Origin of the sequence: Buchnera aphidicola (Macrosiphum euphorbiae) (assembly GCF_005237295.1) — a bacterium.
In the GTDB taxonomy this organism is placed as follows: domain Bacteria; phylum Pseudomonadota; class Gammaproteobacteria; order Enterobacterales; family Enterobacteriaceae; genus Buchnera; species Buchnera aphidicola_AP.
Genome location: NZ_CP033006.1, coordinates 209,925 through 224,657, shown reverse-complemented (window position 1 = coordinate 224,657; position 14,733 = coordinate 209,925). Strand labels below are relative to the sequence as shown.

The 14,733-nt window shown below is 25.1% G+C and carries 11 protein-coding genes; 5 read left to right on the top strand and 6 right to left on the bottom strand.

Annotated elements, in window-relative coordinates; translation table 11 throughout:
* Positions 1-193 precede the first annotated feature (193 nt).
* Entirely contained in the window at positions 194-1,240 is a 1,047-nt protein-coding gene (locus D9V71_RS01025; RefSeq protein ID WP_158340537.1) for a GMP reductase, read from the bottom strand.
* Between the two features lie 74 nt (positions 1,241-1,314).
* On the opposite strand from D9V71_RS01025, the gene coaE reads away from it, so the two are divergent.
* Positions 1,315-1,965: a dephospho-CoA kinase gene (gene coaE / locus D9V71_RS01020; protein WP_158340536.1), complete on the top strand. Its 651-nt coding sequence runs from the start codon at positions 1,315-1,317 to the stop codon at positions 1,963-1,965.
* A gap of 26 nt (positions 1,966-1,991) precedes the next feature.
* Here coaE and D9V71_RS01015 read toward each other — a convergent pair whose 3' ends face one another.
* From D9V71_RS01015 to truA, 4 genes are all read right to left on the bottom strand, one after another.
* Entirely contained in the window at positions 1,992-2,372 is a 381-nt protein-coding gene (locus D9V71_RS01015; protein WP_158340535.1) for an NUDIX domain-containing protein, read from the bottom strand.
* A 49-nt stretch (positions 2,373-2,421) separates the two neighbouring features.
* The gene (gene secA, locus D9V71_RS01010; protein ID WP_158340922.1) at positions 2,422-5,046 is read right to left on the bottom strand and encodes a preprotein translocase subunit SecA; all 2,625 of its coding nucleotides are present in this window, start codon (positions 5,044-5,046) and stop codon (positions 2,422-2,424) included.
* Positions 5,047-5,268: 222 nt separating this feature from the next.
* Positions 5,269-7,572: a penicillin-binding protein 1B gene (mrcB, locus tag D9V71_RS01005; RefSeq protein WP_280094073.1), complete on the bottom strand. Its 2,304-nt coding sequence runs from the start codon at positions 7,570-7,572 to the stop codon at positions 5,269-5,271.
* Between the two features lie 64 nt (positions 7,573-7,636).
* Positions 7,637-8,437: a tRNA pseudouridine(38-40) synthase TruA gene (gene truA / locus D9V71_RS01000; RefSeq protein ID WP_158340533.1), complete on the bottom strand. Its 801-nt coding sequence runs from the start codon at positions 8,435-8,437 to the stop codon at positions 7,637-7,639.
* 397 nt (positions 8,438-8,834) lie between these two features.
* Here truA and dksA point away from each other — a divergent pair, with 397 nt between their 5' ends.
* From dksA to panC, 3 genes are all read left to right on the top strand, one after another.
* A complete protein-coding gene (gene dksA / locus D9V71_RS00995) occupies positions 8,835-9,290 on the top strand; it encodes an RNA polymerase-binding protein DksA (RefSeq protein WP_158340532.1) in 456 nt (151 codons plus the stop codon).
* Positions 9,291-9,408: 118 nt separating this feature from the next.
* Complete coding sequence (gene panB, locus D9V71_RS00990; RefSeq protein ID WP_158340531.1) at positions 9,409-10,200, top strand: 3-methyl-2-oxobutanoate hydroxymethyltransferase; 792 nt, start codon at positions 9,409-9,411, stop codon at positions 10,198-10,200.
* 15 nt (positions 10,201-10,215) lie between these two features.
* Positions 10,216-11,073, top strand: coding sequence for a pantoate--beta-alanine ligase (gene panC, locus D9V71_RS00985; RefSeq protein ID WP_158340530.1), 858 nt, complete (start codon positions 10,216-10,218; stop codon positions 11,071-11,073).
* Between the two features lie 24 nt (positions 11,074-11,097).
* Here panC and hpt read toward each other — a convergent pair whose 3' ends face one another.
* Positions 11,098-11,634: a hypoxanthine phosphoribosyltransferase gene (gene hpt / locus D9V71_RS00980; protein WP_158340529.1), complete on the bottom strand. Its 537-nt coding sequence runs from the start codon at positions 11,632-11,634 to the stop codon at positions 11,098-11,100.
* Between the two features lie 632 nt (positions 11,635-12,266).
* Here hpt and thrA point away from each other — a divergent pair.
* The gene (gene thrA, locus D9V71_RS00975) at positions 12,267-14,717 is read left to right on the top strand and encodes a bifunctional aspartate kinase/homoserine dehydrogenase I (RefSeq protein WP_158340528.1); all 2,451 of its coding nucleotides are present in this window, start codon (positions 12,267-12,269) and stop codon (positions 14,715-14,717) included.
* Positions 14,718-14,733: the final 16 nt, after the last annotated feature.

Below are 14,733 nucleotides of genomic sequence, written 5' to 3'. Positions count from 1 at the left end.
GTATTTAACGATTAAATTAAAATTCGGTCTAAAAAATTATTATATTATTTTTTTAATAAAATTTTATTTTTACACACTATTCGTTTGATTGAGAATCAATCATGAATATCTAAAAAAAATCAATAAAATTAAATATATATAAATATAATTAATTTTATTGATTTTAAAATATCAAAAATCTTTTAAATGAATATTATTTAAAAATATTAAAAATGCAATTTTCTTGTTCGGTAACTCGTATAAATGTAGTTCTTTTTGTTAGTTCTTTTAATTTCTCTGCACCAACATAAGTACAAGAAGAACGTAATCCTCCAAGAATATCACGTATAGTGCAATCTACACTTCCACGAAAAGGTATTTTAACTGTCTTACCTTCAGATGCCCGATATCCAGCAATTTTACCTTCATGACGTTTCATTGCAGAGATAGAACTCATACCATAAAACAACATATATTTTTTTGATTTTTCTTTAACTATATCTCCTGAACATTCTTTATGACCTGAAAGCATTCCTCCTAACATAACAAAATCTGCACCTCCTCCAAAAGCTTTAGCAATATCTCCGGAAACAGTACACCCTCCATCGCTAATGATTTGTCCACTTAAACCATGTGCTGCATCAGCACATTCTATAATCGCTGAAAGTTGAGGATAACCAACTCCAGTTTTTACCCGTGTAGTACATACTGAACCTGGACCAATACCAACTTTGACTATATCTGCTCCAGAAAGTATCAATTCCTCAACCATTTCTCCAGTAACAACATTACCAGCACAAATAATTTTATCTGGAAAATAATCTCTTACTGACTTTAAAAAAGAAACAACATGTTCAGAATAACCATTTGCAACATCAATACAAATATATTTTAAATCGGAAGACAATAAAAATATTTTTTTAATTTTTAAAAAATCTATTTTAGAAATTCCAATTGATACAATTACATGATTTAATACTTCTTTAGAAGATGAATTAACAAAAATTTCCCATTCTTCAAAAGAATAATACTTATGAACTGCTGTTAATATATTAAAATTTGATAAAGATTTCACCATCTCAAATGTACCTATGGTGTCCATATTTGCTGCGATAATAGGAATACCAGACCAGATAATAGACGAATATTTAAAAGAAAAACAACGAACAAGATCAACTTGAGCACGACTTTTTAATGTAGAACGTTTTGGTCTAATCAGTACATCTTTAAAACCTAATTTAATATCTTCTTCAATTCTCATAAAATTATTATCCTTATTTAAACATATAATACTGATTTAAACATATAATACTGATAATGGAGATTTAAAATATCATGACTTATATTGTAGCACTTACTGGAGGGATTGGTAGTGGAAAAACTACTGTCTCTAATGGATTTAAAAAAATAGGTATCAATATTATTGATACAGATGTTATTGCAAAAAATATTATAGAATACAATTCACAGATATTATTTTCTATTAAAAAAAAATTTGGAAAAAAAATATTAAATACAGGAAATTCAATCAATCGAATTCTGCTTAGAAAATATATTTTTAATAATAAAAATCATCGTTTATGGCTAGAAAACTTATTATATCCTAAAATTTACCAAGAAACTAAAACTCAAATAAAACTCACACAATCAAATTGGTGTTTATGGGTAGTGCCATTGCTAATTGAAAAAAAATTAGAAAAAAAAGCTCATAGGATTCTTTTAGTTGACACACCAGTAAAAGAACAAATAAAACGTATAATTAAAAGAGATAAAATTAATCTCCTTGAAGCTAAAAAAATTATTGCATTACAAGCTACTAGAAAACAAAGAATTTCTATATCAGATGATATTATTTTTAATAAAAAAAACATAAAAAAAATAAATTCATATATTTATTATTTTAATTTACTTTATTCATATTTATCAAAAAAAAATGATAAAAAAATCACAGAAATTAAAAAAAACTATTTAACAAAATTTTATTGATATTTTTATAATAAGACATAAAAATATTAATATTTCTTTTTAAGAAAAGTTATAACATTATGATTTGCAGGTGGAAAATCAAGAGTTCTTAAATGATATAAAAATTCCCAACGATAAGACCATCCTTCAATACTATAAGGTTGGCTCTTCCATTTTTTTATTAAAAAAAAGTATAACTTTAATTTTTTTTTAGAATTAATATATTTTATATATTTAAAAAAATTAAATTGTAATATAGTAATGCCAACTTCTTCTAATAATTCTCTTTTTAATGCACGTACTATATTTTCATGTTTCTTAATTTTTCCACCTGGAAACTCCCAAGTATTTTTTTTATATTTTCCTCTAGTTATATAAACTTTTTTTTTATTTATAATAATTCCAATTGCTGCATGTATATAATTCATTGAATTTATCCTGAGTAAAAAAATATCTTTTTTTGTATAAGACGCATAGTTATAAACTACCGTGACAATACTTGTATTTTTTACCTGAACCACATACACAAAGTGCATTTCGACTAATTTTAGTATCATTGGGATTAACTACAAATTGTTTATTTAAATCTATATATTTTTTTGCATAAGATAAATTAATTTTACTAAGAAATGATATTACTTCATATTTTAATAATTCTAACATGCTAGAAAACATATTAAAAGATTCTCTTTTATATTCTTGTTTAGGGTCTTTTTGAGCATAACCACGCAAATGAATACCTTGTCTTAAATAATCTATAGCTGATAAATGCTCTTTCCAAAGTGAATCCAATGTTTGCAACATAATCATTTTTTCTATTGTACGCATATTATTTGAACCAATTAATTTTTCTTTATTTTTATAATTAATTTTTGCAAAATCAATTATGTTACTTATAATTTTTTCATATTTTAAATTAGGTTCTATAGTTAACCAATCTGAAATTGGTATATTTAAATGAAAATCAAAATTTAATTTATTTTCTAACCCAATAATATTCCATTTATCTTTCATTGTATTTTTAGGCATGTATAAAATAATATTTTTTTTCAAAACATCTTTGAAAATATCATAAATCATTGATTTTATATTTTTTGCATCAATTAATTTATTACGTTGGGAATAAATCGCACTACGTTGTTCATTAATAACATCATCATATTCTAATAATTGTTTTCTAATATCAAAATTTCGATTTTCTACTTTTTTTTGAGCATTTTCTATAGCTTTAGTTACCCAAGGATGTTCAATAGCTTCATTTGAAGATAATCCTAATTTACGCATCATATAAATGATTTTATCAGATGCAAAAATCCGCATCAATGAATCTTCCATAGAAAGATAAAAACGTGAAGAACCACTATCTCCTTGACGACCAGCACGACCTCTCAATTGATTATCAATACGACGTGACTCATGACGTTCAGTGCCAATTATATGTAGCCCTCCAGCAGAAACAACTAAGTCATGTTCTTTTTTCCATTTCTTTTTAATTCTTTCAACTTCATCTGAAGTTATATTTTTATGTCGATTTAATTCAACTTCTAAATTACCACCAAGCACTATATCTGTTCCTCTTCCAGCCATATTAGTAGCAATTGTAATAGATTTAGGTTTGCCTGCTTGTGCTATAATATCAGCTTCTTTAGCATGAAATTTAGCATTTAAAACACTATGATTGATATTCAATTTTAATAATTTCTTAGAAATAATTTCTGATTTTTCAATAGATACTGTGCCAACTAATACAGGTTTATTTAATTCTATACATTCTTGTATATCTTTAATAATAGCATTAATTTTTTCTTTTTTAGTGATATACACTAAATCAGGCAAATCTTTACGTATCATCGTTCTATTTGTTGGTATCACAATGGTATCAAGATTATAAATAGAACTAAATTCAAAAGATTCAGTTTCAGCAGTACCTGTCATACCTGCTATTTTTTTATACAAGCGAAAATAATTTTGAAAAGTAATAGACGCAAGAGTTTGATTTTCATTTTTTATAGGAACATTTTCTTTAGCTTCTATTGCCTGATGTAGTCCATCTGACCATCTTCTTCCTGGCATAGTACGACCTGTATGCTCATCTACAATAACTACACTATTATTTTTTACAAGATAATCAACATCTCGAATAAATAATTTATGAGCACGCAACGCAGATAAGACATGATGCATTAATATTATATTATTTGAAGAGTACAATGATTCACCTGTATTCATTAATTTCCTATCAAATAATATTTTTTCAATTTTTATTAATCCTCTTTCTGTTAAATATACTTGTTTTGATTGTTCATCAATAGTAAAATGCCCTGTTCCACTAAAAATATCTGAATCTTCTTTTTTTTGAGAAATTAAGGAAGGGACAATTTTATCAATTTCTTTATATAATTCAGAACTATCTTCTGATGGTCCCGAAATAATTAAAGGTGTTCTAGCTTCATCTATTAGAATTGAATCTACTTCATCTACTAATGCATAATTTAATTTTCTCTGCACTCTTTCCTTAGAAGAAAAAACCATATTATCACGCAAATAATCAAATCCATATTCATTGTTCGTGCCATAAGTAATATCAGATAAATAAGCTTTTCTTTTAGAAAAAAAAGACATTTCAGATGAATTTAATCCTACTGTTAAACCAAGAAATGCAAATAAAGGAGCATTTTTTTCAGCATCTCGCTGAGCTAAATAATCGTTCATAGTTACTATATGCACACCTTTTCCACTTAATGCATTTAAATAAGCTGGTAACGTCGATGTTAAAGTTTTTCCTTCTCCTGTTCGCATTTCTGCAACACATCGTTGATTCAAAACTATTCCCCCAAGAATTTGCACATCAAAATGACGCATATTAAAAACGCGTTTACTCGCTTCTCGAACTGTAGCAAAAGCCTCTGGCAATATATCATCTAAAGTTTCACCATTGCTCAATCGTAAACGAAAAAGTTTTGTTTGTTCTTTCAATTTTTTATCTGATAAACATTTAAATTTTTCTTCTAATTCATTAATAGATAAAACTATTTTTTTGAACTTTTTTAAAATACGATTGTTACGATTACTGAATATTTTAGTTAAAAATTTAATTAACATACTGTACATTCTCATATTTACAATCTTTAAATTAAGTAATAATTAAAAATTTTTTATTATTCTTTTAAATGACTTAAAAATTATTTCAATTCAGTACATATGAAATATAATAAAAAAAACTTTATTAATAAAACATTCTAAAATTAACATCAATAATATATAGATGATAAAAACCTAAATAATCATATAGATTAAAACTACACCTTCATTAATAAAAAATTTCTATTTTTTAAAAAAATCTTTTAATCGAAATAAAAAATTCTTTTTTTCTTTTATTAAAAAATGTTCTGATAATTCATCATGATTACAAGTTTCTTGATTTTTTACAGACCATACGGGTAAAATTCGATTGTGTTTATCATTTTTTTCACAAAATAATTTACCCAAATGATCAACATAAAACATATTAATATTTTTTGGAGGTTTTAATACTAATGGTATTGGACGTTGATATTGAAGATATCTTCTGTAAATTTGCATTGCCCCAGAAGCACTGTATAATTTTGTTGTTTTATTATTATCTCTTCCTATCCAAGTAATTGCAATTTGTTTTCCATCAATACCTACAAACCAATTATCAACTAAATTATTTGTAGTACCAGTTTTCCCTGCTAAAGAAAATTCTTTAAAAATTACTCCTAATGATTTTGCCGTACCACTATTAACTACTTGTTGCATAGCATATAGTGTTAAATAAGAAGCTTCAGAGGATTCTATATGTTTCGATTGAGGTAAATTCTGATAAAATACTTGACCATCATCAGAAATAATTGATCTAACTGATGATAATGATGATTTATAACCACCATTTGCAATTACTTGAAATACTTGTGCTATTTCAATAGGTGTTAAATTAATAGCTCCTAAAGATATTGATGGAAAAGGAGTAATTTGATTTTTAGAAATACCTAAATGTAACCAACTATCAACTAATTTTTTTAATCCTATATCCATGCTGAGATTAACTGCAGGAATATTAATCGAATTAATTAAAGCATCTAATAACATTACTTTTCCACTGAAAGAAAAGTTATTATTTTTTGGTATCCAATATTTACCATTATCTAATTTAATCGAAATAGGACGATTAGAAATCCAGCTATTCAAACGATATTTATTTGGTTGTGATAAAGCAGTTAAATATGTTATTGGTTTAGATAAAGAACCAATAGAACGACGAGCTTTTAAAGCACGATTGTAACCATTAAATTCTGGTTTAGAACTCCCAATAATTGCCTGGACTTCTCCAGTGAATCTATCTATAACTATCATAGCAACTTCTAAATCTTTTAGTCTTTTTTTTCTTTTTAATAAAAGCATTTCTATTTTTACAGCTTTTTCCACTGCATTTTGTGAAGTAGGATCAAGAGTTGTAAATATCTTTATGCCCGAAAAATTCTCGATTGGACTATGAATTTTTTTTTTAAATTCTTGATAGACGAGTTGTACGAAAGAAGGATGAGGTGAAATAATATTACCTTTAGGTTGAACATTTAAAGATCGTTTACATAAATCTTTATAAATATTTTCAGTAATATATTTTTGTTCATATAATGAAAATAGCACTAAGTTTCTTCTTTTTAATGCAGATGTAGGATGAGTCCAAGGATTATATAAGGATGCGCCTTTTACCATTCCAACTAATAAAGCGTATTGTTCTAAAGTCAATTCATCTATTGGTCGACCAAAATAATAAATACTAGCAAGAGGAAATCCTCGAATTTGTTCATCACCATCTTGTCCTAGATAAACTTCATTTAAATACAACTCTAAAATTCGGTCTTTTGTATAAAAACCATCTAAAATTAAAGCCATATACATTTCATTTATTTTTCTCAAAATGGAACGAGTATTTGTTAAAAATAAATTTTTTATTAACTGTTGAGTAAGAGTGCTTCCACCTTGGATTGTACGACCAGCCATAACATTCGCTAAAAAAGCTCGACCTATAGAAGATATATGAATACCATCATGCTGATAAAAATACTTATCTTCAATTGCTAAAAGTGTTTTGACTAACATTTCGGGATACTTATTACGAGAAATAAATATACGTTTCTTTTTTTCAGAAGATTTCAACATGGCAATTAATTTAGGTTCTAAACGGAAAAAACTAAAATTACGATTATTTTCAATATTTTTAATTTCTATTAAAGTGTTTTTATTAAAAGATAAGCGTGTATGAAACTCACCTTCTTTAATATCAGGAAAATCAAAAGAACGTCGTATAAATTCTATAGTGTTGTCTTTTATACTGTATTCTCCGGGCAACATAACCGAATCTACTTTTCTATACATTGTATTTTCTAAAAGATTTGAGATCTCATTCTGAGAATATAAATTGCCTGGTTCTAAATTAACTATACGTCCATATATTGAAGTAGGGAGAATCCATACTTTTCCTGTGATTGATCGATTTATCTTAATATATAAATAAAACCCATAAAAAATTATTGAAATTAACATGAAAAAAAATATTTTTATCAATATTTTTCTTTTTTTTTTATATTTATATACATTAACAATTCTCGCTAATTTTATTACAAATAATTTTATAAAAATTAAAAGATAAAAATAATTTAATATTTTTTTATTTAAAGAACATAGTTTTATATACTGATTTTGGTAAGTTAAAATGTAAAGGATATTCTACATATACTAAATATAAACCTTTGGCTGGAGCAGTTGCTCCTGCATAATTTCTATCTTTTTTTTTTAATAACTCCTGAATCCAATATTCTTTTTTTTTAGAAATACCAATTTCAATTAAAGAACCAACAATATTGCGAACCATATGATATAAAAAAGAATTAGCTGTAATATCAATTACTACCCAATTATCAAAACGAAAAACGTTTAATTTTGTAATTTTTCTATATGGAGAATATGATTGACAACCAAGTGCTCTAAAAGATGTAAAATCGTGTTCTCCTAATAAAAATTGAGATTCAGAATACATTTTTTTTACATTCAATTCCTTATAAATATGATTTAATTTAGTCTGAAAAATAGCAGAACGAAGACTACCATTGTATATTATATAACGATAAGAACGTGTAATAGCACTATAACGAGCATGAAAATTTTCTGGAACTTCTTTCACCCATACAATAGAAATATTTTTAGATAAATAACTATTTACTCCTATTGACCAAGATGATTTTTTTCTAACAGCTGTAGTGTTGAAATGTATAACTTGTCCTACACTATGAACTCCAGCATCAGTACGACCTGCACATATAATATTTATCTTATGATTGGCAATCATAGACAAGGCTCTTTCTATTTCTTCTTGAATACTAGGCACATTTTTTTGACGTTGCCATCCATGATATAAACTTCCATCATATTCAACTCCCAAAGCAAATTTCTTAATGTTATTTGATGCCATTTAAAAAAATCCTATTATAAATATCAATAAAAATAATAAATTTATTTTTTATAAAAAAGACATTTCTTTAAAAATTAATCTAATCATATAAAAAAATATTTAATTATAGTTTATGTTAACATAGTTTATTATAATGTTTCATTTATCGATAAGATAAGAAAAAATTATATTCAAATACAATATTTTAAAGTATTTTTTTAAAAAACTTAAGAAAGTTTTTTCTGACTTAAATTCTTTCAATTAAAATCTGAATAGTACATTAAGAAAAAATATAAATTTAATATATCTTAAAAAATGTTTGCTAAATTTAAATTTATAAAATTAATATAATAAATATTATATTGACAATTTTTCTTTATTTTCAATATTTATTAAAAATATTATCTCGGAGAGAGCTATGGAAAAAGAAAAAAATAAAAAAACATCATCTTTAAATGTTCTTTCTATTGCAGGTTTAGAACCTTATCAAAAAAAAATAGATGAACAATACATGAATGAAGATCAAATGTTACACTTTCATAAAATTCTTGAAACATGGAAAAATCAATTAAAAGATGAAATTAACCATACTCTACTCTATATACAAGATAAAGCTACAAATTTTCCAGATCCTATTGATCGGGCTACACAAGAAGAAGAATTTAGTTTAGATTTACGAAATCGCGATCGCAGTCGAAAATTAATTAAAAAAATTGAAATCACTTTAAAAAAAATTAAAGAAAAAGATTTTGGTTACTGTAATTCTTGTGGTATTGAGATTGGAATTCGTCGTTTAGAAGCTAGACCTACTGCTAATCTTTGTATTGATTGTAAAACACTAGCAGAAATTAGAGAAAAACAAATGACTGGTTAATTTTACAGATTGAAATATTTAGATAGGGAGGATGTTCAATTGATTGAAAAAATTAATTTGAATATCCTTTCACAATTCAATTTACATTGTTATCCAAATATAATCAACCGGAGTAAATATGGAATCTATTACAATTTCTGAATTAAAAAATTGGAAAAAAAATAAAATAAAATTTGCAGCCATCACAGCTTATGACTTTAGCTTTGCTAAATTATTTTCTAATCAAGGTATTCCAGTTATACTTACAGGTGATTCTCTTGGAATGACTATACAAGGTCACAGTTCTACATTATCAGTAAAAATTAAAGATATTGAGTATCATACAAAAGCAGTTAGAAAAGGAGCACCAAACACTTTCTTGTTATCTGATTTACCGTTCATGTCTTATTACAATACTAAACAAGCGCTTAAAAGCACGGCAAAAATTATAAGATCCGGTGCAAATATGATAAAAATAGAAGGTGGAAAATGGCTAGTTGAAATTATTAAAGAACTATCTGATAGATCAATATTAGTATGTGGTCACATAGGTTTAACACCCCAATCCTTTAACTATTTAAGCGGATATAAAGTTCAGGGAAGAAACGCAAGTGATGCAAAAAAATTAATAGATGATGCCTTATTATTAGAAGAATCTGGAATTCAAATGCTTGTAGTGGAATGTATTCCAGAAAAATTAGCAAAACAAATAACTGAAAATTTATCTATTCCAGTTATTGGGATAGGATCAGGCAAATATACTGATGGACAAATTCTTGTAATGCATGACTTATTAGGAATTACTGAAGGTAAAAAGCCTAGTTTTACTAAAAATTTTCTTTCTGAAAGTGGTAGTGTTCAAAAAGCAATTCAAAAATATATATACGAAGTTAAAAAAGGCATTTTTCCTAATAAAAAATATAGTTTCTAAAAATATGGAGTTAAATTGTATATTATAAAAAAAATAGAAATATTACATAAAAAAATAATACTTCTAAAAAAAACAAATAAAAAAATAGGTCTAGTTCCTACAATGGGTAATTTGCACAATGGTCATGTAAAATTAATACTGTTAGCAAAAAAATATGCAGATATTATTATAGTAAGTATTTTTATCAATCCAATGCAATTTAATAATTTATCAGATCTAAAAAACTATCCCCAAACCTTTATACAAGATTGTGCAATATTAAAAGAAAAAAATGTAGATATAGTTTTTTTTCCTCATATTGATCAAATTTATCCTAATGGTATAAAAAATCAAACGTTTGTTGAAGTTCCAAAATTATCGAAAATTTTAGAGGGGCAAGCACGACCGGGACATTTTAAAGGTGTCACAACAATTATTGCCAAATTATTCAATTTTATACAACCAGATTTTGCTTTCTTTGGAGAAAAAGATTATCAACAATTATTAATTATAAAAATTCTTGTAAAAGAATTGAATTATATGATAAAGATAATTAGCTTACCTATAATACGACTAAAAAATGGACTTGCTCTAAGCTCAAGAAATAATAATTTAAATTCTCAAGAAAATAAAATAGCACCTTATTTATATAAAATTATAAGAGAAACATGTGAAAAAATTGCAAAAGAAGAAAGTCATGTTAGAAAAAAAATCATTAATGCATCAAAAAATTTATTAATTCAAAAAGGGTTTTCTATTGATGTATTTAATATATATGATTCCAAAACATTAAAAAATCCATCTAAAAAAATTAAAAAAGTAGTTCTTCTAGCATCTGTATGGTTAGGAAAAACTCGTTTAATTGATAATAAAAAATTTTCTTTAATTAATTGAAATAGCTGTATCTTTTATGTTATTTTATTTTTTAAAAACTACTTTTCCTATATATGGTAGATGACGATAAGATTGAGCATAATCAATACCATAACCTACTATAAAAAAATTCTCCAAAATAGAGAACCCTATAAAATCAACATTAATATCCACCTCACGGTAATCAGGTTTATCTAAAAGAGTACAAATTGATAATGATTTTGGATTTCTAAGTTTCAGAATACCTAATACTTTACTTAAAGTTTTTCCTGAATCAATAATATCTTCTACAATTAAAACATGTTTATTATAAATATCTTCATCTAAATCTTTGATAATTTTTACGTCGCCACTAGATAGCATTCCCCGACCATAACTAGAAGTTGTCATAAAATCTATTTCGTGTTTAATATTAATTCTCCGACATAAATCAGCTATAAATACAAATGAACCACGTAGTAATGCTATTAATATCATTTTATTTTTACTATTTTTATACTTTTTAGTAATTTCTTGACCTAATTCTCGAACGCGAATATCAAGTTCTTTTTCAGTAATGATAACTTGAATGATATGTTTCATAATATTAAATAAATGGTTAATGTAAAGTGAATTATATTAAAAATTTAAAATAATAGACTGATATTTTTTAAGAAAAATACAATATATTAAACATATTAACTTTTAATATAAAATTAAAAATAAAATATTTATTTTTTAAACTATTCCACTAATAATGATCATTATGTTATAAAAATTAATTCAATGAAAAAAGTTTTCAATAAAAACAGTAATTACACAAATTAAAAAAATTAAAAACATGTATTCTGTCTATATCAAAATGTAATTTATGTTATATTTTATATTTAATTATAAAAAATAATATTTCATAAATAAATAATTTTTTATGAACATAAACATATCTAATTTATGATAAAATCAAAAAATACTGCTTTTACAGCATTCTAAATAAATAAAAATATTTTTCATTAACAATATAAATTATATATTAAAAGATATTACTTAATAGAATTAATTAACAGACTTTATGTATTCACAAAAAAATATTAATATCTATTTATAGCCTCTTCACTAGAATAGCTGTTCTAATTATTATAACTAGTCATGATGTGGGCTCAGATGATCTTTTTAAAAAACCTGCCCATACCCAAAGGCGGGTTTTTTTATGACATAAACATAAGGAATTATAAAATATGAAATTATTAAAATTTGGTGGCACTTCATTAGCTAATGCAGAAAAATTTTTATGTGTAGCTAATATTATAGAAGAAAACGTTAAAAAAGATCAAATTGCAGTGGTTCTTTCAGCACCAGCTAAAGTTACTAATTATCTTGTTAAAGTTGTAGAAAAAACAATTAAGAATAATCAAATTTTAGAAAGTATAGATCTTGCAGAAAATATATTTATTCAATTAACAAATAATCTTTTAAAAATACAATCTAATTTTCCCTATCAAGAAATAGAAAAAATTATAAAAAAAGAATTTGATAAATTAAAAAATATAATACATGGAATAATATTATTAAAACAATGTCCAGATAATATTCGTGCCACTATAATTTCTCGTGGAGAAATACTTTCAGTTTTTATTATGAAAAGTATATTACAATCTAAGAATCATAATGTAACTATCATCAATCCTGTCAAGAATTTTGTTTCCATAGGTAACAACTACTTAGATTCAAGAGTTGACATATCTAAATCTAAAGAACGTATTCATAATATAAATATTGATAAAAATAATATTATTTTGATGCCTGGTTTTATTTCAGGTAATAAAGATAAAGAATTAGTAGTATTAGGACGAAATGGTTCTGATTATTCTGCTGCAGTTTTAGCAGCTTGTTTGGATGCAAATTGCTGTGAGATCTGGACTGATGTTGACGGAGTTTTTACTTCTGATCCAAGAAAAATTCAAAATACTTATTTATTGAAATCAATATCATATCAAGAAGCAATGGAATTATCTTATTTTGGTGCTAAGGTATTACATCCTCGTACTATTGAACCACTTTCTCAGTTTAAAATCCCATGTTTTATTAAAAATACTGATAAAATTGAATCTATTGGAACTTTAATTTGTCAAAAGAATGATTCTAAAAAAGATTTCTTGAAAGGTGTTACTTATCTTAATGACATAGTAATGTTTAATATATCTGGACCTTATATAAAAGATGTAAGAAATATTATTCCACGTGTATTTTCTATAATCTCAAGAGATAACATTAAAATATTACTAATTACTCAATCATCTTCAGAATATAAAATAAATTTTTGTATTTTCAAACATGATGTTTATAAAGTTCTACACTCATTAAACAAAGAATTTCAATTAGAATTGAAAAATGGATTACTAAATCCCTTTAAAACAAAAGAAAACCTATCTATTCTTTCAGTAATTGGATCAAATATTTATAAAAAATATAATATTGCATCAAAAATATTTTCTACTCTAGGAGCTTCAAAAATTAATATTCTTGCAATTGCACAAGGCTCTTCAAAACATTCTATTTCACTAGTAATGAAAAAAGAACATATTTTAAAAGCTGTTCAAAATGTTCATAATATATTATTTTGCAATAAAAAAATCATTCATGTTTTTTTAATGGGAATAGGTGGAGTTGGTCGTACACTATTAAATCAAATATTAAAACAAAAAAAATTTTTAGAAGAAAGAAATATAGAGATTAAAATTTGTACTATTGCAAATTCTAAAAAAATATTTTTTTTAAATAATGAACATAATTTATCTGATTGGAAAAGAGATTTTAAAAAATCAAGTAAGAACTTTGATTTAGAACTATTAAATAGTTTAATAAAGAATAATAATTTTTCAAATTCAGTAATTGTTGATTGTACGTCTGATCAATTATTATCAGAACAATATGTAAATTTTATTTATAATGATTTTCATGTTGTTACTTCAAATAAAAAAGCAAATACTAGTGAATGGAGCTACTATAAAAAAATAAGAAATGCTACTACTGAAACAAATAAAAAATTTCTATATGAAACTAACGTTGGAGCAGGATTACCAGTAATAGAAACTCTTCAAAATCTATTTAAAACAGGTGATACTTTAATTCGGTTTAAAGGTATATTATCTGGGTCATTATCTTTTATTTTCGGAAGATTAGAAGAAGGTGTTTTATTGTCACAAGCTACTAAGGAAGCTAAAGACTTAGGTTTTACTGAACCAAATCCATGTGATGATTTATCTGGTATAGATGTTGCAAGAAAACTGCTAATTTTAGCACGTGAATCTGGATATGATATAGAACTCAAAGATATAAAAATTGAACCTTTACTACCGGAAAATTTTAAAAGATATAAAGATGTTGATAAATTTTTATTGAAACTAAAAGAATTAGATTTGTATTTTTTAGAAAAAACTAATCAAGCACGCAGTGCAGGAAATGTACTACGATTTGTTGCAACTATAGAACAAAAGAAACAATTTTTTATAAAACTCGAAGAAGTGAAAATTAATGATCCATTATATAAAATAAAAAATGGTGAAAATGCACTCGCATTTTATACTAATTATTATCAACCTATTCCTTTAGTACTAAGAGGCTACGGTGCCGGTAATAATGTTACAGCGTCTGGAGTATTTTCCGACTTACTGCGTACACTATCATAAACGTCAGGAGCATAGT

Bases quoted from the DNA above. Each gene is read 5' to 3' on its own strand.
- D9V71_RS01025 (WP_158340537.1), bottom strand. From the start codon at position 1,240: ATGAGAATTGAAGAAGATATTAAATTAGGTTTTAAAGATGTACTGATT.
- coaE (WP_158340536.1), top strand. From the start codon at position 1,315: ATGACTTATATTGTAGCACTTACTGGAGGGATTGGTAGTGGAAAAACT.
- D9V71_RS01015 (WP_158340535.1), bottom strand. From the start codon at position 2,372: ATGAATTATATACATGCAGCAATTGGAATTATTATAAATAAAAAAAAA.
- secA (WP_158340922.1), bottom strand. From the start codon at position 5,046: ATGTTAATTAAATTTTTAACTAAAATATTCAGTAATCGTAACAATCGT.
- truA (WP_158340533.1), bottom strand. From the start codon at position 8,437: ATGGCATCAAATAACATTAAGAAATTTGCTTTGGGAGTTGAATATGAT.
- dksA (WP_158340532.1), top strand. From the start codon at position 8,835: ATGGAAAAAGAAAAAAATAAAAAAACATCATCTTTAAATGTTCTTTCT.
- panB (WP_158340531.1), top strand. From the start codon at position 9,409: ATGGAATCTATTACAATTTCTGAATTAAAAAATTGGAAAAAAAATAAA.
- hpt (WP_158340529.1), bottom strand. From the start codon at position 11,634: ATGAAACATATCATTCAAGTTATCATTACTGAAAAAGAACTTGATATT.
- thrA (WP_158340528.1), top strand. From the start codon at position 12,267: ATGAAATTATTAAAATTTGGTGGCACTTCATTAGCTAATGCAGAAAAA.